This window comes from Paenibacillus sp. BK033 (assembly GCF_004345425.1).
Classification (GTDB): Bacteria; Bacillota; Bacilli; order Paenibacillales; family Paenibacillaceae; genus Pristimantibacillus.
On the sequence record NZ_SLVP01000001.1, the window covers coordinates 804,091 to 830,311 of the forward strand.

The following is a 26,221-nucleotide window of genomic DNA, read 5'->3' on the forward strand; positions in this document are numbered from 1 at the left end:
AGAGCAAGCGGCTGTTCGCCCATTCGTGCGTAACTAAGATACGCACGGCAACAAAAAAGCCCGGAAAGAGAGTTTCACTCCTCTTTCCGGGCTAACAAATATCTATTTGCCGAAGCGGAACCAGCTCAGCTTCGTTTCGCCTTCGCCTCTAACTACCAGATACACTTGGTGGTTGCCGGCTGCTTGCTCGACCGATGCCGTGACTGTCTGCCAAGCGGAGCTTGCTTGAAGCGTCAGGCTGCCAGCGAGCGGACCGTCCGGACCATCAAGGCGGATTTCAAGGGATGCGCCTTTCGCAGACAAGGCTCTGGCTTCGAAGAAGCAAATTTCTTCGCCAATCAGGGCGTCATCGTAACGGAGCCATGCAACGGACGACGTTGTTGCCGCGCTGTCGCCGCCTTCGGCATTGTCGCTGATGATGATATTGGAATAATCGTCATAATTCACGGCTCCCGTAACTTGGGACAAATCGCGCGGCGGAATCGTTTCGCCGGCAACGGTCAAGGCTCCTTCCAGGCGGATATCGCCGGAGGATGCGCCAACGAGAAACGCGTAACTGCCTTGCTCGACGCACATTTTGCTTCTGGTTACATCCCAGAAAGCGAGAGCGGAACGGTCCAGCACGAAGCTTACTTCCCTTGATTCACCGGCAGCAAGCGCAATGCGATCGAACGATTGAAGCTGTCTGAGCGCACGTTTCACGCGGGATTCCAAGGCTCTGGCGTACAGCTGAACGACTTCTTCGCCGTCAATGTCGCTAGTATTCGTAACGCGGAAGCTAACGGTAATCGAATCTTCGGACTGCTCAAGCTTGAGAGCATCGTATTGGAAACGGCTGTAGGACAAACCGTGCCCGAATGGATACAATGGCTTTCCGGCAAAATATTGGTAAGTGCGTTCGCTTTTGATAATGTCGTAATCCATAAATTCGCCAAGCTGGTCAGCCGACTCGTACCAGGTCATGTTGACGCGTCCAGCCGGGTTGTAGTCGCCAAACAGGACGTCAGCCAGCGCATGGCCAAGCTCTTGACCGGCATGCGACAGATAGACGATCGCAGGAATATTCTCCTGGACCCAAGGCATAGCGAACGGATAGCTGCCGACTACCACAACAACGGTATTCGGATTAACGGCATAGACTTCGCGAATGAGCTTTTCTTGATAAGCAGCAAGCGTCAGGTCGGGGCGGTCAATCGTTTCTTTCCCGTTAATGAGCGGGTGATTGCCGACAACAACAACCGCGACTTCGTTGTTACGCGCGGCGGCAATCGCTTCCTGCAGGCCGTCGGTTTCTTTTTCAACCGCAAACGGCTCGGCGACAGAGGCATCGCCATCCCGCACTTCCAGGGCTCCGCTCTCGGCATTGACGGTTACGGGACGGTTGTTCCAGGTCGTGAAGGTCACGACATTCTCGTCATGCTGCGGACGAACGTGGAATACTTCCTTGGTGAACCATTCCCAGATATGCTCGGACGATGCGGTGATTTTCTCATCGTCGGTTGTCAGGTAGAGCTTGTTATTTTCCGCGATAAGCGTATGGCTGTCCCAGCCCCAGTCTGTCGTTTCGAACAGATCGGCAGAATCGGAGCCATGGGAGCTTGCGGACAGCGAGTTTTTCTCGTCGCTTCCAAGCCTCACGTACTTGCCGTTCTTCAGCGATTTAAGCTTCACTCGGCTGCTGCCCGTTGCCAGCGTTACTGCTTGATGGGCACCGTTCATTTTCTTCCGGATGCCTTCAAACGGCGTAATCGAATACGGCATAAGGCCGCTGTACCAGTCGCGGTACACGATGCCGGCCAGCGGGCCGATAACGGCAGCCTTGCTCAGCTTATCCGCGGATAGCGGCAGGAGACCGTCGTTTTTGAGCAGCACGATGCTTTTGCGCACGGCATCAAGGGCAAGCTCGGCATGCTCCGGCTTCATGATCGCCGATGCGTCGATCGCCGCATAAGGGTTGCGGTCTGCGGGATCGAATTCGCCAAGACGGAAGCGGACGCGGAACGTATTGCGCAGCGCGATGTCGAGATCGTTTTCCGTCAGCATTCCTTCGGCCAGCGCATCGCGGATCGCCTGCTTCGAGATCGGGTGATCGTCGGTAATACTGTCTACGCCGGCTTTGATTGTCAGAGCTACCGCTTCCTTGTACGTCTCGACGTAATGATGGTCATTGACGGTGCCAAGCACGTCGCCGGCGTCGCTTACGACAAATCCGTTCATGCCCCAATCCCGTTTGACGATGTTGTTCACATCCGGATTGATGTTGGCGGGAACGCCGTTCACCGAATTGTAGGCGGTCATCATCGACAGCGCTCCGCCTTCCTTGAACGGAATTTCGAACGCTTTCAGGTAGTATTCGTTTTTGTTGCGCGGGTCGAGGCTGACGGAGCATTCTCCGCGATTGATCTCGTTATTGTTGCCGATGAAATGCTTGAGCGATGCGACCGCTTTCACGTAAAACGGATGGTCGCCCTGAATGCCTTGGGTTAAAGCCGCGGACAGCTTGCCAGTCAGATGCGGGTCTTCGCCGTAAGCCTCTTCGGTACGGCCCCAGCGCGGATCGCGCTCCATATCGACGGTTGGCGCCCATAACGTCAGACCGTTATGCGCCGGATTCTGGGAATAGAAGCCTCGCGCTTCGTCGCCGATGACGCTGCCGATTTTTTTCAGCAGGTCTTTGTCCCAGGTACAAGCGAGGCCAATCGGCTGAGGGAAGGTTGTTGCTTCGCCCAGCCAGGCCATGCCATGCGCCGCTTCGGTGCCATGCTTGTAGGCTTTGACGCCAAGATAAGCAATCTCGTCCTGGTATTGGCACATCAGATTGATTTTTTCTTCCAGGGTGAATCGGTTAACCAAATCATTAACGCGCTGCTCGAGCGGCAGGTCGGGGTTTTGAAATGGATATTTTGCTTCCGAAAGTTGCGTCACTACAAATGTCAGCTCCTTTAATTGTAAGGGGTTTCAAAAATTTTAACATGCAGGCGCAACCGTTCATACCCGACAAATTGGAGATAAAATCCCTGTACAATTAGCGGTTGAACCCCTAGAATGTAAACGCAATCAAATTTTTCTGTGATGGTGACAGGGGGCTGGCAAGATGTTTCAGATGTTCTCGCACCTGCTGAACAACGTGAAGCTGAGAACAAAGCTCATCTTATCCTGCATCGTAGTCGTATTCATTCCAATTCTGATCGTTGGCGTGTTTCTGACAAACGAGCTGCGCAATATGGCGCTGGATAACGCGATGGAGCAGACGCATACGAACGTGCAGCGGGTCAAGGCAAGAACGACCGAGCTGATGAACGTTGCTTACGACAGCGCTTACCGTCTGGAGAACAGCCGGCTGGAGGCAGTGACGAACCGGAAATACGAATCGACTTACGAGGTCGTTAAGGCATACCGGGAATATACGGATTTCAACGAGATTCGGCAGCAGCATGACGAAGTGGCGAACATCCGGTTTTACATGGAAAATCCAACGATGCTGAACAACTGGGATTTCATCCAGCCGGACAATTCGATTAAGGAATCCGTCTGGTATACAAATGCGTTAAATCCCGGCAGCGGCGTGAATTGGTATTTTCTCGAGGATGAGCGGGACAAGCGGAATTATTTGAGTCTCGTGCGCGGAATCAGTTTTTCAAGCAGCAATACAAGCGGCGTTCTGGTCATTACGCTGAATATGCAGGCTCTGAACAGCATCTTGAATCAGGAGTCCTTCGAGACGATGATCGTTGACGACAGCAACCGGATTGTCGCGGCAAACCGGATGGGCCGGGCGGGGAAAACGCTGCAGGAAATCGACTACGAGCAAAGCATCGTGCAAGAGAGAAGCGGGATGTATTCCGCCAATATAGACGGTCAGGCCTCGCGTGTTCTGATTGAGCCATTGATACCCGAAGCAAGCGGAAATACGCTCCGCATCATTTCCGTGTTCTCCGTTGACACGATTGTAGCGGATGCCAACCGGATTAATTCGTTAGCCCTTACGGTGATTTCAATTAGCTTGATTATTGCTATTTTCCTGATTATTGGCGTGTCCACCATCATTACGAAGCGGATGCTCCGTTTAAGCAAGCATATTACGAAGGTGGCGACCGGCAAGCTGGACATCGTGATGGAGATTGACGGCAAGGATGAGATTGGGCAGCTGTCCAGGCAGTTCAATTCCATGGTGTCGAGCATTAACGGTCTCGTCGAGGAAGTCCAGGAATCGAACAAGATGAAAAGTCTGCTCGAAGCCAAGCAGAACGAGATCAAGCTGAAGATGATGGCCAGCCAGATTAATCCGCATTTCCTGTTTAACGCGCTGGAATCGATTCGGATGAAGGCCCATTTGAAAGGGGAAAAGGAGATTTCGCAGGTGGTCCGCCTGCTTGGCAAGCTGATGCGGCGCAGCATCGAGGTGACTCAGCGGCTTACGCCGCTTGCCGACGAGATGGATATTGTCCGCTGCTATTTGGACATTCAGAAATTCAGGTACGAAGACCGGTTATCCTACGAGCTTCACGTGGATCCGGTTGCGGAAAGAGTGCCGATTCCTCCGCTTATTATTCAGCCGCTTGTCGAGAATGCCGTCATTCACGGCTTCGAGAACAAGATGGAGGGCGGCAAGGTAACGGTTCGGGCAGCCAGGGAAGGCGATTATGTCCGGGTTGACGTCATGGATAACGGAGCGGGGATGACCCGCGAGAAAATGGAGAAGCTTACCCAGCATTTGAACGAAACAGAGGATGCAGAGAACAACCGGATTGGACTCCGCAACGTCCATTTGCGGCTGCAGCTGACGTACGGACCGGAGCACGGGCTTCAATTCGAGAGTGAACCGGGTATAGGGACGAAGGTTTCCTTCACCTTGCCTTTTGGGGAGGATTTGTATGTATAAAGTATTGCTTGTAGACGATGAACCGATGATTCGGGAAGGTCTCCGAACCTTGCTGGAATGGGAGAGTCTCGGTTACGAAGTGGTGGATACGGCAGCCAACGGCAAGGATGCCCTGAAGAAGTGCGAGCAGCATGAGCTCGATCTCATTATCGTCGATATCCGGATGCCGGAGATGAACGGCCTTGAGCTGATCAGAACGATCCGCGAGAACGGCGGAACGATGCATGTATTGATTCTGAGCGGTTACGCGGATTTCGAATACGCCAAGCAGGCTATCGTCCAGCGGATTGACGGGTATTTGCTGAAGCCCGTCGACGAGGACGAGTTGATGGATTACTTGCAATCCCTGAGGAAAGAGCTGGATCTCGAATATGAGACCCGCCGGAAACGATTGGACGAACGTCAAGGCAATGCGGAGGATGACTTGAAGCGGCTGCTCGCCGAAGGAAGCGCAGGCCCTAGTCTTTCTCAACTGTCCGCGTCACTGGATTGGACGGAGTTCGAACTGCTGCTCATCAAGACGCATGAACGGAATGAAGAGGAGACAGCCGGCCATGCTCATATAAAACGCCGATTATCCGAGCGGCTGGAGCAATCCGGCTCGGGTCTTGCTGTCGCCATGGAGCCGTATTTGCTGATCCTTCTGAACAAGGGTCTCGGCAATGAGCGGTTCCTGCGGGAAATGCATGCGATGATTGCCGGTGCCTGCGAGGGATTGGCTTCGGATTTTACCGTCGTGACCGGTGGCAAGATAGCGGGCTTTACGGATATTCCGTCTGCCTATCAGAAGGCGCTTGAACGGATGAAAAACAGGTTCTTCCTGGAGGGCGGTCAGATAATGACCGAGGATCCGCAGCTCCCGGGAGGGCATGAGGGCGCGAAGCCGGATTTGACCGGGACGGCGGAAAAGCTTTACCTCGCGCTTGAGATTGTAAACCGGGAAGCGATCCGGCAGCAGATCGAAGAATCCGCTGAAGCGATGAAAGCAGCGGGATTTGGCGAAGCCGAGATGAAGGCGGCATTCGTAGAGCTTGTGTCGTCTATCCTCGACAAGCTTGCGTCCAAGCGGCCGGAGCTTCCGGTCCGCGACTACCGGCAGCGCATACCGGAGCTGTTCCGCGAGTACCGGGTCAGCTCGCTCACTAGACTGGCATCCGCGATTATCGATCAGATTGCCGATGCCCTCGATCATTCGTCCGCGGACAAGCAGATCAACCGCATGATCGACCTGATTCGCCGGAATTACAAGGAGAACCTGAAAATGGAGACGCTCGCCGAACTGTTTAACTATAACAGCGCTTATCTCGGCAAGCTGTTCAAGCAGGTTACAGGAGAAAACTTCAACACGTATCTGGATAAAGTACGGATGGAACAAGCGAAAATATTACTTGAGCAAGGTCTTAAGGTGTACCAGGTTGCGGAAATGGTCGGATACGCGAACGTCGACTATTTCCACAGCAAATTCCGCAAGTACGTAGGCTCTTCGCCGTCTGTATACCGAAAGAAGGATTCCTAAAAGGAACGCGTGGTTTTCTCACGACCGGAGAAAATCATGCGTTTTTTTCATGCGGTGAATCCGCTTACACTAATTTTTATATGATTTTATGCCAAATCCTTTGGGTACCGAGATCTGCCATGTATCCGTTATCATGAATGCATAAGGCAGGAGGGATACCAATGAAAGCGGTCACAACTAGCGTTCAGCAGCAGACGCGAAAAAAAAGAGAGAGAAACTTTTGGAAAACAGCTATCCGTAACAGATACTTATACATGATGTCGCTGCCTTTCATAATCTGGGTGTTTGTGTTTAGTTACTATCCGCTCTGGGGCTGGACAATGGCCTTCCAGAAATTCAAGCCGGCCAAATCGTTCTGGGAGCAGGACTGGGTAGGCTTCGATCAATTCAAAACGCTGTTCCAAGACGATACGTTCTACCTTGTGATGAGAAATACGCTGGCCATGAGCTTTATGGGCATTATCGCCGGCTTTGCGGTACCGATCGTCTTCGCGGTTCTGCTTAACGAAGTCCGCAGCATGGCATTCAAGCGGTTTGCCCAAACCGTATCGTATTTGCCTCACTTCGTATCCTGGGTTGTCGTAGCGGGTATCGTATCCAAGATGCTCTCGGCGGACCACGGTACGGTAAACGAAATTCTGATGTGGCTTGGCATTATCGATACGCCGATTCAGTTCCTGGCGAAGCCGCATTTCTTCTGGGGCATCGTCACCGTCTCCGATGTATGGAAAGAGATGGGCTGGAACACCATTATCTATCTGGCGGCGATTGCGGGCATCAGCCAAGAGATGTACGAAGCGGCAAGAGTGGACGGAGCGAACCGCATCCGCCAGATTTGGCACATTACGCTGCCGGGCATTCGTTCGACGATTGTGATCCTGCTCATCATGTCCATCGGTCACTTGATCCAGATCGGCTTCGAGAAGCAGTTCCTGCTTGGCAACAATCTTGTTCGCGATTATTCGCAAGTCCTTGATTTGTATGCGCTTGAATACGGTCTGCAGATGAGCCGTTACTCATTTGGTACGGCGGTTAATATTTTCAACTCGGTTGTAAGTATTATTCTTCTGTTTATGGCAAACGGACTGTTTAAGAAAATTACGAAAGAAAGCATCATGTAAGGAGGAGGGTGAGCCATGACATCAAAAAGACTGCTGGGCGGCGCGCCTCTGTCAGACCGGCTTCTGAGTGTGTTCGTATACGTATTCGTTATCTTCGTAATGATCATCACTTTGTATCCGTTTCTGAACGTGCTTGCTCTTTCATTTAACGAGTCGGTTGACAGCGTAAGGGGCGGGATTACGATTTTCCCGCGCGAATTTACGACTGAAAACTATAAAGTAATCTTTTCCTTCGGAGGCTTGATTACCGGCTTCAAAATCTCGGTATTGCGTACGGTAGCCGGCACGATCGTTGGTTTGATCAGCGCTTCGATGCTCGCGTTTACGCTGAGCCGTCCCGATTTCCAAGGACGCAAATTCGTATCCGTCTTCCTGGCGCTGACGATGTATGTATCGGGCGGTCTGATTCCGGTCTACTTCCTGATCCGCGACCTGCACATGATGGGAACGTTCTGGGTCTACATCCTTCCGGGTCTCGTAAGCGCCTTTAACGTATTCGTCATCCGCTCCTTTATGGATGGCATTCCTTATGCGCTGCAAGAGTCGGCCAAGCTCGACGGCGCGAACGATTTTACGATCTATTGGCGCATTATTCTCCCGATGGCTAAACCGGCGCTGGCAACAATCGCTTTGTTCCTTGCCGTTGGCCAATGGAATTCCTGGTTTGACACTTATCTCTACAACGGCTCCAAAGAATCGCTGACCACGCTGCAGTTCGAGCTGATGAAGGTACTGCAAAGCACGACTTCCGGCAATAACGTGGATATCCATAACTCGAACATGACGCAAATGATGTCGTCCGTGTCGCCGGAATCCGTCAAAATGGCGATTACGATCGTTGTAACCGTGCCAATCCTGGTCGTTTATCCTTTCTTGCAAAGATACTTCGTTAAAGGCATGACATTAGGCGCCGTAAAAGGCTGATCTGATGATTAGAAGCGGTATTGTTGGGGAAACCCGTTAATACGATATGGTTCTCATAAATATATAGGAGGGTTATTACATGAATCAAATCAGCAAATGGTCAAGCCTCGCATTGTCTACCACGTTAGTTGCCGGTTTGCTGGCGGGCTGCGGCAGCAATAACAATGATGAAGCGAATAGCAGCAGCGCGAACACTGGCGGCAATGCAACAAACTCTGCGGCGCCGGAAGATACTTCCCCGCTCACATTGACTTATTACAGCGAAGACCCGTCCCCGAACTGGGCGAATATGCAGGACGAGATTGGCAAAACCCTTACAGAGAAAACAGGCATTACCCTTGACGCGGAATTCGCGGTAGGCGATGCGGTTCAAAAATCGTCCCTGATTGCGGCGAGCGGCGAGTATCCGGATCTGATCAGCGCGAAACAAAGCATCGCAAAATTCGTTGACGCTGGCGCGGTACTTGATTTGACCGATCTGATTGATAAATATGCTCCTCACTTGAAGAAGCTTTTTGAAGGCAATATGAGCCGTCTTCGTTACAGCGATGACGACCATTCCATCTATGTCATTCCTTCCTATAACGGAATCGGCCAGCAGTACTTCAACGCTGGCGGCGGCTTCGAGCTGCAGCACCGCGTTGTTAAAGAGCTGGGCTACCCGCAAATCCGCACGGTAGCGGATTACGAGAAAGCGATCAAAGATTATCTTGCTCTTCATCCGAAAGACGAGAACGGCAACCCGAATATCGGTCTGACATTGAATGCCGACGATTGGCATATGTACATCTCGGTAACGAACCCGGCATTCCTCGCGACCGGCGGTTCCGATGACGGCGAGTTCAACATCGATGTGGATACGCAGAAAGTCATTTATCACTTCCGTCGTCCGGAAGAGAAAGAATACTTCAAATGGCTGAACCATATGAACGCGGAAGGCTTGCTTGATCCGGAAAGCTTCGTACAAAAATATGATCAATACAAAGCGAAAATCGCTTCCGGCCGCGTCCTTGGCTTGATTGACCAGGATTGGGATTACGGCGACGGCGAGAAAGCTCTGAAAGCCGAAGGCAAATTCGATCAAGGCTACGGACACTACCCGGTTACGATGTCGGAAGACATCAAGGAAGCATCGTTCTGGCCAACAGGCTTCATGGCTGGCAGCGGCGTAGCGATCTCCAAAGACAATCCGGATCCGGTTCGTACAATCAAGTTCCTTGACTACCTGGCTTCCGACGAAGGTCAAGTGCTCGTAAACTGGGGTATCGAAGGCAAGCATTACAATGTGGTTGACGGCAAACGCGTTATTCCTGAAGACGTAAATAACCGCAAAATCAACGATGCTGTCAACTTTACCAAAGAAACGGGTATCGGTCTCTACAATCTCCTGAGCGGTCACTACGGCGACGGCGTGAAGGATCCAAGCGGCAACTATTACACTACAAACTTCCCAGAGCAAATCGTGGCAGGCTTTAACGATGTCGAGAAAGAAACGCTTAAAGCTTACGGCGCAACGACCTGGAAAGACTTATTCCCTAAAGAAGAAGAGTTCAAAGTTAAGCCTTGGGGCGCTGCTTGGAACATTCCGGTTCCAGGCGACAGCGAAGCCGTGGTTATCGAGAAGAAACTGACGGACATCACTTGGAAACGCATTCCGGAAGCGATCTTGGCTAAACCGGAAGACTTTGATAAAATTTGGGATGCCTACCAACAAGAGCTGGTAAAAGCCGATGTTGAGAAGGCGGAAAAAATCCGCGAGGATTTGGTTAAAGCTCGCGTGAAGCTGTGGAACGAATAATAATACATTATGGACTATTAGAGAGCCCGATTGATGCGGGCTCTCTTTGGGCTTAGGGAGCGGAGGATGGAGATTGGGGAAAGTACGGGATTGGAAGCTGTGGTACGAGCAGCCGGCGCAGGCATGGGAAGAAGCTTTGCCCATCGGTAACGGCCGGATTGGCGCAATGGTATTCGCGGGAACGGACATCGATCAAATTTTGCTGAACGAGGATACTTTATGGGCCGGTTTTCCTCGTGATCCGATTAATTATGAAGCACAGCGGTATTTGGCCAAGGCGCGAGACCTTATATTTTCCGGGAAATACGCGGAAGCCGAGCGGTTGATCGAATCAACCATGCAAGGACGGGATGTTGAGCCTTATTTGCCGCTTGGCGGTATTTCGATCGTGCGCAGAGAAGACCGGGAACTCGACGTGTCGCAGTATATACGGGAATTGCATCTGAATGAGGGGATTGCCTCAGCCCGTTATCGGGATGGCGCCGTTACGGTACAGACCCAATATTTCGTAAGCGTGCCGGACCAGGCGCTAGTCGTCCGTTACGAAGCTGCCGGAGGAACTTTGAATCGCGATATCGTAATTGATTCCTTGCTGCAATACCGGTTAGCGGAATCAGGAGACGGGCAGCTGCATCTGATTGGACAAGCGCCAAGCCATGTGGCCGGCAATTATCATAAAGATCATCCTATGGATGTCGTCTATGAAGAAGGGCTTGGGCTGCCATTCGAGATCCGGGTGAAGGTGGAGACCGACGGAACGGTGAAGAACGGAGAAAAGGGGATTGAGGTTCGGAACGCGTCTTACCTTCATATCTATTTGACTGCCGAAACGGGCTTTGCCGGGTACGACCAGCCGCCGGATCAAGAAGCTTGCTCGGCACGCTGCTCCATTCGCCTGGAAGCGGCGGCGCGAGGATTCGAAGCGCTGCGCAGCCGCCATGCCGAGGATCACCGGCTGTTGTTTGACCGCGTATCCTTTTCTTTAGGGAATGAAACGGACGGTGCCGACAAGCCAACGGACCGCAGGCTTGCGGATTACCAAACGACCAAGCAGGACCTATATTTGGAGGCGCTCTATTTCCATTTCGGCCGTTACCTTCTGATGGGCAGTTCGAGACCGGGTACCCAGCCTGCCAACCTGCAGGGAATCTGGAATCATCATGTATCGCCGCCATGGCATAGCGATTACACGATCAACATTAATACGCAGATGAATTATTGGCCTGCGGAAGTATGCAACCTAAGCGAATGCCATGAGCCGCTCTTCGCTATGCTGAAGGAAATGAGCGAGGCCGGTTCGCGAACAGCGAGAATTCATTACGGCAGCCGAGGCTGGACCGCCCATCATAATGTGGACATCTGGCGAATGACGACGCCAACCGGCGGAAGCGCCAGCTGGGCATTCTGGCCGCTAGGCGGAGCATGGCTTGTCCGTCAGGTATGGGAAAGCTACCTTTACAGCCTCGATAAGGATTTTCTCGGCGAGACGGCTTATCCGCTGCTCAAAGGAGCGGCTTTATTCTGCCTGGATTGGCTGGTCGAGGGGCCTAACGGCGATTTGGTTACGAATCCGTCCACTTCGCCGGAGAACAAGTTCCTGACAAGCGACGGAGTGCCATGCAGCGTGTCGTATGGTTCAACGATGGATATCGCTATTATTCGCGATCTGTTCCGGAACTGTCTGGAAGCCATTGATCTATTAGGCGTGGAAGAAACGCAGTTCCGCGACGAGCTGCTTGCGTCGCTGGATCGTCTTCCGGCTTACAAGATTGGCCGTCACGGCCAGCTTCAGGAATGGTATGAGGATTTCGAGGAAAGCGAGCCGGGTCACCGCCACGTTTCGCATCTATACGGAGTTTATCCGGGCAAAGAGATTAACGAGAATACGCCGGAGCTGCTGGAAGCGGTTGTTGCGACGCTCGATCGCAGGCTGGCGAACGGCGGAGGGCATACCGGCTGGAGCTGCGCTTGGCTGCTGAATCTGTTCGCCCGCCTGAAGGATGAGAAGCAGGCTTACGGTGCCGTGCAAACCTTGCTTGCGCGATCCACATATCCAAATCTGCTGGACGCCCATCCGCCGTTCCAGATTGACGGAAACTTCGGCGGAAGCGCAGGCATAGCCGAGCTTCTGCTACAAAGCCATTTGGGTACGATCGATCTGCTGCCTGCGCTGCCAGCCTCGTGGGCGAATGGCCGGATCAGCGGCTTGAAGGCAAGAGGCGGCTATATAGTGGAGCTGGAATGGGAGAACGGAACGCTGAAGCGGGCTGCCATTGAAGCGGGAAGAAGCGGCGTTTGCAAGCTTCGGTATGCCGGGGCTATACGCGTGGAGGATGGACAAGGGACGGCTGCTCGGCTTAACGACGGTTGTTTTGTAGCGGAGCAAGGCTGCACGTATTACGTTTATGCGGATGCAAAAGCATAAAAAAATAGTTTTCCCGCCTGGTTGAATGCGGTAACCGTCTCCTCTCTCTTAAAATAGGATACTAGTAATCGTCATAGGAGAGAGGAGATTCAACATGTCGGACGGGAAGAAAGCAAGAATCAGTTTATCTCCGCCGGAATTTACGTATTTCAATGAAATCAAATATTCGGTCGGCAAAGATCCGCTCGTAAAGGTGGGGCCGCTGGAGGATCACGGTGACGGTCAATTCGAGGTAAAGCTGTTCGTAAAAGGATACAAAAAGGCGAAAGCGTTAGCAACCCTGATCGCCCCGGACAAGGTGATTGGCGAGATCAGTATTCATGTTAAGATCATTAGCGGCGGGAAAACGATTAGCCCGATTACGCGTCCCTTGACGGCAAGAGAGCTGGCCGGGCTGTACCGGATCGCCTTTCGCACAAACCGGATTTTCCAGTTTGTCGCCCTTCGGTCGATTTTCGGCAGCACTTACGTTTATCCGGTATTCCGGATTAAGGTTGTCCAGTTCTATAATGATGACCTCTCCGACTTCTACGGCAACTATAACAACGTGGCGGCATTTGTGTTCCGCAATGTTCTCTTGAGCGAAATCGGCGGAGTCCATATCCAGTTTTCAACGGCTAAAAAGGGAAGAAGCAAAAAGAAATAAGCGTTTGGTCAAAGCGGTTGCGCGGTTGCGCAGCCGCTTTTTGTTATTCATTTCCCTTGCGGACGGGCGTACCGTCAAGTAAATTGAGAGGTATACATCCAAGTGAAGGACTGAGCGCCAATGTTCACCCGATTATTCCGCTTGTTAACGCCGGCTACGTTTAAAAACCGGATCTTGCTGTCTCTCCTAGTCTTTCTTCTTGTTCCTATCGCCGTGCTATTTCTTTATAATTTCCGGGAGACGGAAGGGCTGCTCCAACGGAACGCCTCGGACAAAAGCATCGAGCAGCTGGAGGGGCTCAAGACCGATCTTGTCGATCTGATGAGCCTTGTCATGAAGACGGGAATGCTGCTGGAGCAGGATTCCGTTCTTCGCCAGGTTATGCAGAAGCCGGAGCAATACGATGCCATCAACCGCAAAAAAATCGTTGAAAACAAGTTCGCCGGTATCGAAAACAGCTTTTTCCTTACCGGGGCTACGGTTTACTACACCCTGATCGACTTGAAAGGAAACGCTTACACTTCTTATACGCCCGAGAGTTCACTGAATTACGAGGAGATCAGCTCGGAGGACTGGGTGCGGGAGCTGAAGCGGGAAGGCGGTCAGCGGTATATATGGCGCGCGAATGACCAATCTACCGAAATCCGGGAGGTAAAGGGCAACCGGATGCTCAGCCTGTTTGAAGTATTGAGGGATGACGGCCTGAAGCCTTTTGCATACGGGCGGTTCAGCATCGATTACGAAGCCTGGTTTGCGGAAAAAACGCAGGGCAGCAGCGGGGAAGGGGCCTATTTTCTGCTGGATGCCGGCGGCAATACGATCCTTCAATCCTCACTCGAAGAGAGCGTCCCGCCAGCCGTTGCCGCGTCCATTGCATCCGCCGGCCGGAATGGGGAGAGTGATGCCTCCTCTTCCACGTCGATCTTGAATAACCAGATCATGTATACCTACAGCAAAATTCAGGAGCTTGACGGTTATCTCGTCAAGAAGGTTCCGTTATCGCTGTTGTTTAATGAGGTGGACAAGCAGAAGAAGCGTTCTTTTGCCGTTTATATCGCCATTCTGATCTTGTTTATGCTGATGATTTATTTCATCTCCTCCACGGTTACCGGACCGCTGAAGCTGCTTCAGCGAAAGATGGAAACCACGGTCAAATCCAATCTGAAGGCCAAGCTGCCGGAGCAGGGAAGAGGCGAAATTTTGGCCTTAACCCGAAGCTTCAACTCCATGATTGCCGACATTAACGCGCTCTTGGAGAGATTGAAGCTGGAGGAGCGGCAGAAGCAGTTTGTCCGGTTCCAGGTGCTGCTGGGGCAGATGAACCCCCACTTTCTGCTGAATACGCTGAACACGATCAAAAGCATTGCCTTGGATAAGGACGAGGACGATATTTACGAGATATGCGTATCGCTGGGCAAAATACTGGAAACGACGCTAAATACGGAGGCTGACCTCATTCTTCTTAAGGAGGAGATCGTCCTCATCGAATCTTACATGGACATTCAGCGGAAGCGGTTCGGGCATGGCATTCAGGTTCGTTACGAGGTGGAGGGCGAGCTGGAATACGCGCTTATTCCGAAGTTTTGCCTGCAGCCGCTTGTCGAGAATTCGCTGCTTCACGGTTTTGGGCAATCCCAATTGGAAGGACGCATCGATATACGGGCGGCTAGCCGGGGCAAGCAGCTTATTCTGGAAGTGATCGACAACGGAGTTGGCATCGAGAAGGCGAAGGAAAGACAATCGGTGCGGAAACGGAAAAGCATCGGCATTCAGAACCTTCGCGAGAGCCTGGAGCTTATGTTCAAAAATCAGCCTTCGGGACTTCAGCTGGAATCGTCGGAGGAAGGAACGCGGGTAACGATGAATTGCCCGCTGCTGTTATCCAAGCCTTATGCGGAGGAGGGGTTTACCGATGTGGCGGACTTTAATCGTTGAGGACGAGCAGCATGCAAGAGCAAGCTTGCGCAAATTGTTTTCGAAGGCGGATATTCCGTTTGAGATTGTTGGCGAGGCTGCGGATGGCGAGGAAGGCCTGCGGATGATTCGGCAGCTTCAGCCCGATGTGGTGATATCCGATATTTTTATGCCGGTGACGGACGGCGTGAGGCTCTTGCAGCTTGCCCGGGAGGAGGGCTTCGAGTGCCGGTTCGTTATGCTCACGGCGGTCAGCGAATTCGAATATGCGCGCCAGGCAGTGGAGTATGGAGCTTCCGGCTACGTGATGAAGCTGTCTTTGGATCTGGCAGGCTTAAGGCAGGTAATGGAGAAGGTGGCCGCCGAGCTTGCGAGAATGGAGAAGCTGCGCCGGGCGGACAAGTGGTTTCCGGAAAAGACGGCGCAGGAACCAACCGACCATCCGGAGATGAACCGCATTATTGCCTATATTGAAGAGCATTTCGCCGAGGACATTACCTTGAAGAGTCTCGCTGATTTGATCCGCATGGATGCAAGCTACGTCAGCGATTTGTTCAAGAAGAAGACGGGCTCCACCTTAACGCATTATATCCAGAACCGCCGCGTTGCGGCTGCGAAAATGCTGTTAACCGAAACCGAGCGGACCGTCAGCGATATCGGCCGAACCGTAGGCTTCGAGAATGACAACTACTTCATCAAAATCTTCAAACGCTGGTGCGGCGTCACGCCAAACGAATACCGCAAAGAACAAAAATTCGTTCTATGATTCCCCAAACGCTGTTCATCCCCCAATTGCCGGGCAGGTGATAAAGTTAAAGACGTAGCAAACAGGCAGGGCATCTTCAGAAGGGGGAAAACGAATGAAAAGAAAAGGTTGGTTCAAGACAGTACTGATTACGACCTTGGCTGCAACGATTCTTGGGGCATGCGGAAGCAACGGCGGCAATAACGGAAATACCGGCGCAAGCCCCGGTACGGCAAGCGAATCTCCGGCAGGCAAACCCGGCGAGAAAGTAAAGCTTACCTTGTGGGGAGCGGTTCCCGCGGAAGCCGGCCCTCAAGCGGTCATTGACAACTGGAATAAGGAAAATCCGGGTATTCAGGTTGAATATATCCGCTACGTCAACGATGATCCGGGCAACCTGAAGCTTGACACGGCGCTTATGACCGGACAGGATGCAGATCTTTATATCAATTACACGCTCACCCGTCTGCAAAAACGCGTGGACGCCGGCGTAGCGCTGGATCTCAGCGGCAAAACCGATTACAACATCGACGATCAGATGGGGCAGGATGCCGCGCAATGGAAAATCGGGGACAAATATTACGGCATCCCCACAAAGAAAAATATGCTGTTTATCTGGCTGAACAAAGATATGCTTGACGCTGCCGGACTGCCAATCCCGTCTGTGGACTGGACCTGGGACGACTTGAGAGACTACGCCAACAAACTGAAGAAAGACAAGGTATACGGGCTTCTTCAGCATGATGCCGCCTTTACGGCTACGATCGACGGAACGATTGCCGGTCTTGGCGTAACGAAGCCGGACGGAACTTCCAACTTCGATAACGATCTTTGGAAGAAGCAGCTGCAGACGGTGCATGACATGATGTTCGTGGACAAATCGACGCCGGAGTACGGCGAGCAGGTAACGAGCAAGATGCCGGTAGACACGATGTTCCTGAAAGGCGAAGCAGCGATGCTGTCGGCGGGCGAATTTATTTTCCGCAATGCGAATGACTTGACCAATTTCCCGCATGACTTCAAAATCGCGTTCGCTACGATTCCAAAAGTAACGGCGGATCAAAAGGATTACAAATATCCGGGCGGTCTAGGCGACGTGCTTTCCGTAAACGCGAAATCCAAGCATCAGGACGCTGCCTGGAAGTTTGCGAAATGGTATGCGGACGGCGGCATGCTGCCGATGGCAAGCGGCGGGCGTATTCCGGCCTCGAAGAGCGTCGACAACAAACAAGCGATGGATCTGCTGCTTAAAGGGGTAGAGGACAAGTACGATACCGAATCGATGAACAAGGTCGTATTCGGCCAGTTCCCTTCCTTCCAGCTCAGCGTGCCGCAGCAGGCGCTGGATGCGCGCAAGGAAGAGTACGAGAAATACTTCCTGAACGAGCAGGATCTCGATACGACGCTCAAAAATATGGCCAAACGTCACCAGGAATATATCAAGTAACCGAATATAGCCTTTTCGCCCCCAAGAGAGAAGAAGGATTCCCCGCTTCCTTCTTCTCTCTTTGCTATATTCAGAGGGCTTTATACGATCAAGAAAGGCGGCGTTTTCTGTGAATGGAAAAAGCTGGATTCAGAAGCAAGGCTGGATTGGTTACGCGTTTGTTTTACCGAATATGCTCGGCATTCTCGCTTTCTTTATATTGCCGGCCCTGTATTCGCTTGTCATGATGTTTACGGATTATCAATTCGCTAATCCCAATTGGAAGTTCACCGGCTTGGACAATATCAACCGGTTGTTCGGCGATGATCAGTTCTATGCTTCGCTTAAGCATACCGCCATCTTCCTGTTCTCCGTTCCCGTCTCGCTGGGGCTGGCGTTCCTCGTCGCGCTGGTGCTCAACCGCAGCGTGTACTTGAAGGGCTTGCTCCGGGGGATGTTCTTCCTGCCGTATATCTCAAGCGGCGTTGCGGTTGCGTTTGTCTGGATGCTGCTGTTTCAGCCGTCCGAAGGACCAATCAATGAAGTGCTTCGCTTTATCGGCATTGTATCGCCTCCGGGCTGGTTCGCGGATACAAGCTCGGCGATGTACGCGATCGACGTTATCCAGATCTGGTTTATGCTTGGCTACAACATGATTATTTACCTGGCGGCCCTTCAGGAGATCTCGACCGAGCAGCTTGAAGCGGCGCGTATCGACGGAGCAGGTTCGGCAACCATTACCTGGCGGATCGTATGGCCGCTGGTAAGCCCAACGACCTTTATGCTGCTTATTACGGGTCTGATTATGACCGTAAAATCTTTTTCGCTTATCCAGGCGATTACGGGCGGCGGCCCAAGCGGCAGCACGACGATCTTATCGCTGTTCGTTTACAAAACGGCCTTCAGTTACTACGAGATGGGTTACGCGTCCACGATTTCCTGGTTCCTGTTCGCGTTTATTCTTATCATTACGATCATCCAGTGGGTTGGCCAAAAACGATGGGTCCATTATTAAGAGAGGAGCAAGCCGGATGATTGAAACGAACAAAAGCCTCTCGGTTAAGCTTACCGCCACGATCTTGATGCTGATCGCAGGGTTGTTTATGATTGTCCCCTTCTTATGGATGATCAGCACCTCTTTTCAGACCCCAAGCGAAGTGTTCCGCCAATGGCTTCCATCGAAGCTCGATTGGAGCAGCCATAAGCGGATATGGACGGGAAGCTACAATTTTATGCCTTATTATTTGAATTCTCTGAAAATCTCGGTGATAGGCACGGCCGGCGCCGTCTTTCTGTCGGCTCTTGCCGCTTACGGCTTTGCTCGTACGGAATTTAAAGGGCGGAACACCCTTTTTATGGTTTATTTATCCATGATGATGATTCCTCCCCAGGTTATTTTTGTTCCGAAATTCATTATGTTTAACTGGCTTCATATTTATAACACGCATTGGGCGCTCATATTGCCTGCCATGTTCTCGATCTTTGGCGTCTTTATGCTTCGGCAGTTTTTCCTTGGCATCCCGAAGGAGGTTACGGAATCGGCCTTTCTTGACGGCGCGGGACATTTCCGGATCTTCTTCCGTCTTGTTCTGCCGCTGGCTAAGCCGGCCTTGGCGACGTTTGCGATTATCGATTTCTCCTGGCAGTGGAACGATTACGAGAATGCGCTGGTCTTCCTGCAGAGTCCCAAGCTGTATACGATTCCTCTTGGACTCCAGAATTTCGTTCTGGAAAACAACGTTGACTACAATGGCATGATGGCGGCCTCTTCGGCGGCAATCGTTCCTATGATTCTAATCTTCCTGCTTGGCCAGAAGTACATTATACAAGGCATTTCCAGTTCGGCCGTGAAAGGCTAAATTGAAGGAGGCTTATGACTTGAGACACGAGACGGTTAAATCCGACGTAACGGTTATTGGCGGGGGGCTGGCAGGCATCAGCGCGGCGATTGCCGCCGCAAGATTGGGGCAAAAGGTGGCGCTTGTTCATAACCGGCCGGTGCTGGGCGGCAATTCCAGCTCCGAGGTGCGGGTATGGGTATGCGGCGCAACCGGGCATGGCGTTAACCGGTATGCCCGCGAAACGGGCATTATGGGAGAGCTTTTTACCCAGAATCAATACCGCAATCCGGAAGGCAACCCTTATCTCTGGGATGTGACGCTGCTGGAAGCGGTCAGGGCGGAGCCGAATTTGTCACTGTTTATGAATACGGATGTCCGGGAAGTGGAAGCTGACGGAGAACTCGACGACAGGACCGTTCGCAGCGTAACCGGCTGGATGATGGGCTCGGAGCGGGAAATTACGTTTGAGAGCGCCGTATTCCTTGATTGCACGGGAGACGGGCTCGTTGGCTTCCTTGCGGGGGCGGCATACCGGATTGGCCGGGAAGCCCGCCAGGAGTACGGGGAGGATTGGGCGCCGGAGGTTGCGGACGACATTACGCTGGGCAGCACCTTGCTGTTCTATACGAAAGATACCGGGAAGCCGGTCCGGTTCGTCGCCCCTACCTTCGCCAAGGATATTACGACGACCTCGATTCCGATCAAGCGCGTAATCCGCAGCGGCGATTCCGGCTGCCATTACTGGTGGATCGAATGGGGCGGCGAGCTCGATACCGTTCATGAGAACGAACGGATTCGGGATGAATTATGGTCCGTTATCTACGGCATCTGGGATTATATTAAAAACTCGGGCAAATTCGAAGCCGAGCATATGACGCTGGAATGGGTAGGCTCCATTCCGGGCAAGCGGGAGTACAGGCGCTTTCTTGGCGATACAATCCTGACGCAAAACGACGTGATTTCCCAGCGTCCGTTCGAGGACCGCATCGCCTTTGGCGGCTGGTCGATCGACCTTCATCCGCCGCAGGGCATGTACGCAACCGAGAGCGGCTCCAAGCATCTGCATGCCGACGGCATTTACCATATTCCGTTTGGCTCCTTGTACTCGCGTAACGTCGGCAACCTGCTGTTCGCTGGACGAAATGTCAGCGCCACTCATGTTGCTTTTGGAACAACGCGCGTTATGGCAACCTGCGCGGTAATGGGGGAGGCGGCCGGCGTTGGAGCCGCGCTGTCCGTGTGCAAAGGCATTACGCCGCGCGAGCTGCGCGAGCAGCACTTAACGGAGCTTCAGCAAACGATGCTGCGCATGGACTCCTCGATTATTGGTATACGCAATGAAGATCCGGCGGATTTGGCGAGAACGGGCACGGTGACGGCATCCAGTACGATGACGCAAATTCGGCTTGACCGTCAGGCCGTAGAGTACCCGCTTGCTTCGGATGCCGGATTTACGTTTCCGGCGGACGGCGGCTTTGACGGACTGCGAATTCTCGTGTCCGCATCAGAAGCAACCAGCTTGACGGTTGAGCTTTGGGACACGGGACGTCCGGAGAATTACGTGCCCGCGAGCTTCAAGCAAGCGTTAACCATCCCGGCTGAGGCGGGAGAGAACCAATGGCTGGATGTCCCGGCGGATAGTGCGCTTTTTGGAAACGAGCCTTGTAACGTGTTTGTTATTATCCGCGCTAATGGATTGGCCAGCCTTCATACGTCAACCGTGCCGATTACCGGCGTATTAGCGTTCGAGAGAGGCGTTAAGCCGATTGTCAGCTCCGATCTGGAAGACCATCAGCCGGATCAGCCGGTGATTGAATGGTCTATGAAACGACTGGTGCGCAAGTCTTTCTGTTTTGCGGTTGGCACAAACGCTTTTGCGCCCGAAAAAGTGATTGACGGGTATGCGCGTCCGTACGGCGGACCGCATTTGTGGGTATCCCAGCCATTAGCGGAAGACCGGGAAGAGTGGGTGGAGGTTGCGCTAGCCGAGCCTGCCGATGTAAAGGAAATTCATATTACGTTTAACGATGACGTGAACGAGGACCTGATTAACCTTCATCACCACGAGACGCCGTTCCTTGTCATTCCGGAGGTTGCTAAATCGTACGAGGTGCAGGCGTGGGCAAGCGGCGAATGGATCGCGGTCGCAAGCGACAGCATGAACCGTACCCGCAAAAAAATCCACACGCTGGGCAAGCCGGTACGGACGGACCGGATCCGGACCGTAGTGAAGGAAACCAACGGCGGCGAGCGCGCCGAAGTGATTGAAATCCGCATTTATGAATAAGGATAAGAAATAGAAGAGACAGGGTGGAATCAACGGATTCCGCCCTGTCTCAATTTATAGCCCTTATAGGGTAAACATGTTCTCCATCGGACTCTTGAGCACGATCAGACTCATTAACCTCGCCAGCTCCTCCGGCGAGAGGTTCATATCGGATTGGATCCACCGGATAAGAATGCCTTGCGTGCCGTTGATGACGCTTTCCATCAGGAATTCTCTAATAATGAGATCCTTTCCGCGGTAGCCGGACAGCAATGATTCAAAACGAGCCATCGCGTTTTGCCGGATGATTTTAAGCAATCCTTCCCGGAAATGGGGGCGGCTGTGCGGACCGCTTATTATTTTTATCACTCTATGATGCTTTTCCATGTATTGAAAGATGGGGATGAAATACCGCATGAATTCGCCGTCCTTGGTGGAGAGATAGAGATGGCGCGCTTTATTGCCAAGTTGAATGATAGCCTCCAGATGCTCATTCTCGATGCTCTCGAGCAAGTCCTCGAGGTTGAAGTAATGAAGATAAAAGGTTCCCCGGTTAATGCCCGCTGCTTCCGTTAAGGTTTTGATATGAATTCGTTCCAAAGGCATGCTGTCATACAGCCTTAAAAAGGTCTCAAGGATTTGGGCTCGCGTATCCCGTGCATGGAAAGATGATGTAGTCATAAACAACCCCGTATGATTTCATTTGCGTATTTTTTCAAGAATACCATAACTCCCCCCGGCAGAATCAAATTTTCTTTCGAAAAGGAATTGAAAAATCCAGGGCGGTATGTATAATGGAGTTAAGCGCTTAACTAATTTTACTTAACTTTGTATCATATTGTCGAATGAACACTTTATATTTACTTACTTTATGTCAAATTAAGCGATTAACAAACGGGAGGTACTATGACTACTATTCGATTGACGATGGCCCAAGCTTTGGTACGGTTCCTCGATGCGCAGTATGTTTCAATCGATGGCGAGGAGATCAAGTTCGTTCAAGGCGTCATGGGGATTTTTGGACACGGCAACGTAACGGGGATCGGCGAGGCACTGGAGTATAGCCCCGGCAGTCTGAGCTTGATCCAGGGCAAAAACGAGCAGGGCATGGTGCATGCGGCCGCAGCCTTTGCCAAGCAAAAGAACCGCCTGCAAATCTATGCTTGCACCTCTTCCATCGGGCCAGGCGCGCTCAATATGGTAACCGCCGCCGGAACCGCAACCGTGAACCGCATTCCCGTGCTGTTGCTGCCTGGAGACAACTTTGCATCCCGTCAGCCTGACCCGGTGCTTCAGCAGCTGGAGGTCGCTTCCGATTATACGGTGTCCGCTGCTGATGCTTTCAAGCCGGTCAGCAAATATTGGGACCGTATCGTACGGCCCGAGCAGCTCATGTCGGCAGCGCTCCAAGCGATGCGCGTGCTCACGGACCCGGCCGAGACGGGTGCCGTAACCTTGGCTTTGCCGCAGGATGTCCAAGCGGAAGCTTACGATTACCCCGAAGCGTTTTTTAGTAAGCGCATTCATTATATCGACCGCCGGCCGCCTGCCAAGGATGCAGTAGAGCGCGCAGTCCAGCTCCTTAAGGGCAAGAAAAGGCCGCTTATTATCGCCGGAGGGGGCGTATTGTACGCATCGGCCGTAAGCGAGCTTCAAGCCTTCGCGGAGACGTACGGCATTCCGGTAGCGGAGACGCAAGCCGGGAAAAGCGTCCTTCCATGGAATCATCCGCTCAATGTTGGCGGCGTTGGAGTCACGGGAACGCTGGCTGCCAACCTGCTGGCCAAGCAAGCGGATGTCATCATCGGGGTAGGTACCAGGTATTCCGACTTTACCACGTCTTCCAAATCGGCGTTTGCGGATGATGTTCAATTCATAAACATTAACGTAAGTCCGCTCGATTCCGCCAAATGGGGCGGCGCTGCCTTGACAGGCGATGCCAAGCCGGGACTAACGCTGCTTGCCGACGCTCTTGCCGCATCAGGCTACCAAAGCGGTTACGGCGAGCATGAAGTTGCGGATCTGAAGAAGACCTGGGATGACGAGGTAGACCGGTTATATACCCTGGAGCATGAGCAGGGGCTTGCGCAGACCCATGCGCTTGGCGTTATCCAGAATCATATTGATCCTAGCTCCGTTATTGTCTGCGCGGCAGGCAGTCTGCCGGGGGATCTGCACCGTCTGTGGAGACCGGCCGAGCCGAAGACGTACCATATGGAATACGGTTTTTCGTGCATGGGCTACGAGGTAAGCGGAGCGTTTGGCGCCGCGCTCGCAGAGGCAGGCAAAAGAGAGGTTTACGCCGTTGTAGGGGACGGAAGCTACTTCATGCTTCATTCCGAACTGATCACAAGCCTGCAGGAAGGCGTTAAAATCACCATCTTGTTATTTGATAATCACGGCTTCCAGTGTATTCATAACCTGCAGCGGGGCCACGGAAGCGAAGGCTTCGGCAATGAATTCCGTTATCGCGACAAGGCTACGGGACGTCTTACCGGCGGTTACATGCCGATTGATTTCGCAGCCCATGCCCGCAGCCTAGGGGCTAAAGCGTATAAGGCGAATTCCGCGGAAGAGCTTAAGGCAGCGCTCCTTCAAGCCAAGCAGGAGACGGTATCGACCTTGATCGAAATTCCTGTCGTGCCGGGTACCAACACAGCCGGTTACGAATCCTGGTGGAACGTTGGCGTGCCGGAAGTGTCGGTCAGCAATAAAGTGCTGGACGCGCATCTGGACATGAAACAGCGGATCCGCGCCGCAAGAACGATATAAGACGTTAAGGGAGCTGAGGCTGATGAAGACATTGCCGTTCAAGATTGGCGCCCATCCGATCAACTGGGTCGGAGAAGATGTGAAGGAGCATGGTGCCGACACCACTTACGAGCAGATTATGGATGATATGCAGCGGTTAGGCCTGACAGGAACCGAGATGGGACGCAAGTATCCGACGGATATCGAGGTTCTTAAGCGGGAGCTGGGGAAAAGAAACCTGCAGCTGGTATCCCAGTGGAAATCCGTGCTTTTCTCGGATCCGGCCTACCGGGAAGAAGAGCTTGCGGCTTACGAGCAGCATGTCAGATTCCTCAAAGAAATGGGCAGTACGGTGATCAGCACTTGCGAGGTAGGCGGTTCGCTTCATTTCGATCCCCGGCGCACGCCAAACGAGAAGGAAGTTATCCCGCTTGACGAGGCAGGCTGGAAGAGTCTTGCCGAAGGGCTAAACGCAGCCGGAGCATTGGCCAAGCAACATGGCCTTAAGCTGACCTACCATCATCATGGCGGAACGGCCGTAGAGAGCCCGGAAGAAATCGACCGGCTGATGGAGCTGACCGATCCGGATCTGGTGTACCTGCTGTTTGATACCGGGCATGCCTACTATGGCGGAGCGAATCCGCTCGAGGTGCTTCGCAAGCATTATAACCGGATTGCCTACATTCATCTGAAGGATGTAAGACAGCGGGTGCTGGATGAAGCGCGCGCGGAAAAGGCCGATTTTATCACTTGCATCCGCAAAGGCGTATTTACGGTTCCGGGAACCGGCGATCTTGATTTCCGCCCGGTTGTGGAAGAGCTGCTGGCCCGCGGTTATAACGGCTGGGCGATGCTCGAGGGGGAACAGGATCCCGGCAAAGCTCCGGCGTACGAATTCGCATCCAAAGCCATTGCTTATCTGGAGTCGCTACTTCCTACGAAAGCGGGGGAATCCCAATGAACGACATCAAGTTTCCGGCTGACCGGTCTCTCGACTTCACGGCAATCGGCCGTCTCTGCATCGACCTGAACGCAAACGAAATTAACCGTCCGATGGAAGAGACCAGCACGTTTACGAAATATGTGGGCGGATCTCCGGCCAACATTACGATCGGAATGTCGCGGTTTGATCTAAAGACCGCTTTTATCGGAAAAATCGCCAATGATCAAATGGGCCGCTTTATCCGCGATTATCTGGAGAAGAACCGGATTGATACAAGCAATGTCGTAAACGACTACACGGGTGCGGTTACCGGTCTTGCATTTACCGAGATTAAGAGTCCAACTGACTGCAGTATCCTGATGTACCGCGACAACGCGGCCGATCTGCTGCTTACGCCAAGCGAAGTGAATGAGGAGCTGATCGCCAAATCCAAGCTGCTGCTTATTTCCGGAACGGCGCTTGCCCAAAGTCCTTCGCGCGAAGCGGTGTTCCAAGCGCTTCAATATGCGAAGAAGCATGGCACGGTTATTGCCTTTGATCTGGACTACCGCCCTTATACATGGAAATCGCAAGAGGAAACGGCCGTTTATTATAATCTCGCCGCCGAGAAATGCGACATTATCCTCGGTACGCGGGAAGAGTTCGATATGATGGAATGCTTCGAGCAGGAGCATAACGATCATAGCACGGCATCGAGATGGTTCAATCATTCCGCGCAAATCGTCATTATCAAGCACGGCAAAGAAGGCTCCATCGCTTACACGAAGGACGGGGCAAGCCATCGGGCCAAGTCGTTCCCGGCAAAGGTGATCAAGACCTTCGGCGCCGGCGACTCCTATGCGGCAGGCTTTCTGTACGGCGTGATGCAGGGCTGGACGCTCGAGAAAAGCATGGAGTTCGGCAGCGCGTCCGCGTGTATCGTTATTTCCAGCCACAGCTGCTCGGATGCCATGCCAAGAGCCGAGCAGGTTCATGAATATATCGCCCGCTGCGAACGCGGTGAAATCGTCGTTTAATTCGCAA

At 52.7% G+C, this 26,221-nt stretch carries 18 protein-coding genes; 16 read left to right on the plus strand and 2 right to left on the minus strand.

Annotated elements, in window-relative coordinates:
• Nucleotides 1-102: 102 nt before the first annotated feature.
• Nucleotides 103-2,925, minus strand: a complete 2,823-nt coding sequence (locus tag EV294_RS03510) for a glycoside hydrolase family 3 protein (RefSeq protein WP_132303857.1) — start codon at nt 2,923-2,925, stop codon at nt 103-105.
• Nucleotides 2,926-3,094: 169 nt separating this feature from the next.
• Between EV294_RS03510 and EV294_RS03515 the strand changes: the two genes are divergently transcribed.
• The 13 genes from EV294_RS03515 (at nt 3,095) to EV294_RS03575 (ending at nt 21,525) form a co-directional block, all read left to right on the plus strand.
• Nucleotides 3,095-4,882: a sensor histidine kinase gene (locus tag EV294_RS03515; protein WP_132303859.1), complete on the plus strand. Its 1,788-nt coding sequence runs from the start codon at nt 3,095-3,097 to the stop codon at nt 4,880-4,882.
• Entirely contained in the window at nt 4,875-6,398 is a 1,524-nt protein-coding gene (locus EV294_RS03520; RefSeq protein WP_132303861.1) for a response regulator transcription factor, read from the plus strand. The genes EV294_RS03515 and EV294_RS03520 overlap by 8 nt, the downstream gene beginning before the upstream one ends.
• 161 nt (nt 6,399-6,559) lie before the next feature.
• Complete coding sequence (locus tag EV294_RS03525; RefSeq protein WP_132303863.1) at nt 6,560-7,519, plus strand: ABC transporter permease; 960 nt, start codon at nt 6,560-6,562, stop codon at nt 7,517-7,519.
• A 15-nt stretch (nt 7,520-7,534) separates the two neighbouring features.
• Complete coding sequence (locus EV294_RS03530) at nt 7,535-8,443, plus strand: carbohydrate ABC transporter permease (RefSeq protein WP_132303865.1); 909 nt, start codon at nt 7,535-7,537, stop codon at nt 8,441-8,443.
• A gap of 79 nt (nt 8,444-8,522) precedes the next feature.
• Nucleotides 8,523-10,241, plus strand: a complete 1,719-nt coding sequence (locus EV294_RS03535; RefSeq protein ID WP_132303867.1) for an ABC transporter substrate-binding protein — start codon at nt 8,523-8,525, stop codon at nt 10,239-10,241.
• 73 nt (nt 10,242-10,314) lie between these two features.
• On the plus strand, nt 10,315-12,666 hold the full coding sequence (locus EV294_RS03540; protein WP_132303869.1) for a glycoside hydrolase family 95 protein: 2,352 nt from the start codon (nt 10,315-10,317) through the stop codon (nt 12,664-12,666).
• A 94-nt stretch (nt 12,667-12,760) separates the two neighbouring features.
• On the plus strand, nt 12,761-13,312 hold the full coding sequence (locus tag EV294_RS03545; RefSeq protein ID WP_132303871.1) for a hypothetical protein: 552 nt from the start codon (nt 12,761-12,763) through the stop codon (nt 13,310-13,312).
• A gap of 120 nt (nt 13,313-13,432) precedes the next feature.
• Nucleotides 13,433-15,247 (plus strand): cache domain-containing sensor histidine kinase, encoded by a 1,815-nt coding sequence (locus EV294_RS03550; protein ID WP_132303873.1) that lies wholly within the window; start codon nt 13,433-13,435, stop codon nt 15,245-15,247.
• Nucleotides 15,225-15,992: a response regulator gene (locus EV294_RS03555; protein ID WP_132303875.1), complete on the plus strand. Its 768-nt coding sequence runs from the start codon at nt 15,225-15,227 to the stop codon at nt 15,990-15,992. The genes EV294_RS03550 and EV294_RS03555 overlap by 23 nt, the downstream gene beginning before the upstream one ends.
• A 94-nt stretch (nt 15,993-16,086) precedes the next feature.
• Entirely contained in the window at nt 16,087-17,418 is a 1,332-nt protein-coding gene (locus EV294_RS03560; protein WP_132303877.1) for an ABC transporter substrate-binding protein, read from the plus strand.
• 109 nt (nt 17,419-17,527) lie between these two features.
• Nucleotides 17,528-18,412 carry a carbohydrate ABC transporter permease gene (locus EV294_RS03565; RefSeq protein WP_132303879.1) on the plus strand — a complete coding sequence of 295 codons (885 nt, stop codon included), beginning with the start codon at nt 17,528-17,530 and terminating at the stop codon, nt 18,410-18,412.
• A 16-nt stretch (nt 18,413-18,428) separates the two neighbouring features.
• Nucleotides 18,429-19,256 carry a carbohydrate ABC transporter permease gene (locus EV294_RS03570; RefSeq protein WP_132303881.1) on the plus strand — a complete coding sequence of 276 codons (828 nt, stop codon included), beginning with the start codon at nt 18,429-18,431 and terminating at the stop codon, nt 19,254-19,256.
• 1 nt (nt 19,257) lies between these two features.
• Nucleotides 19,258-21,525 (plus strand): FAD-dependent oxidoreductase, encoded by a 2,268-nt coding sequence (locus EV294_RS03575; RefSeq protein WP_347813048.1) that lies wholly within the window; start codon nt 19,258-19,260, stop codon nt 21,523-21,525.
• A 63-nt stretch (nt 21,526-21,588) separates the two neighbouring features.
• Here the strand turns inward: EV294_RS03575 and EV294_RS03580 are convergent, their stop codons facing one another.
• The gene (locus tag EV294_RS03580; protein ID WP_165930567.1) at nt 21,589-22,110 is read right to left on the minus strand and encodes a TetR-like C-terminal domain-containing protein; all 522 of its coding nucleotides are present in this window, start codon (nt 22,108-22,110) and stop codon (nt 21,589-21,591) included.
• A 300-nt stretch (nt 22,111-22,410) separates the two neighbouring features.
• On the opposite strand from EV294_RS03580, the gene iolD reads away from it, so the two are divergent.
• Genes iolD through iolC form a run of 3 tightly spaced genes read left to right on the plus strand, consistent with a single transcriptional unit; the run spans nt 22,411 to nt 26,214 of the window.
• Nucleotides 22,411-24,276: a 3D-(3,5/4)-trihydroxycyclohexane-1,2-dione acylhydrolase (decyclizing) gene (gene iolD, locus EV294_RS03585; protein ID WP_132303887.1), complete on the plus strand. Its 1,866-nt coding sequence runs from the start codon at nt 22,411-22,413 to the stop codon at nt 24,274-24,276.
• A 22-nt stretch (nt 24,277-24,298) separates the two neighbouring features.
• A complete protein-coding gene (gene iolE / locus EV294_RS03590; RefSeq protein ID WP_132303889.1) occupies nt 24,299-25,216 on the plus strand; it encodes a myo-inosose-2 dehydratase in 918 nt (305 codons plus the stop codon).
• The gene (gene iolC / locus EV294_RS03595) at nt 25,213-26,214 is read left to right on the plus strand and encodes a 5-dehydro-2-deoxygluconokinase (protein WP_132303891.1); all 1,002 of its coding nucleotides are present in this window, start codon (nt 25,213-25,215) and stop codon (nt 26,212-26,214) included. The genes iolE and iolC overlap by 4 nt, the downstream gene beginning before the upstream one ends.
• Nucleotides 26,215-26,221: the final 7 nt, after the last annotated feature.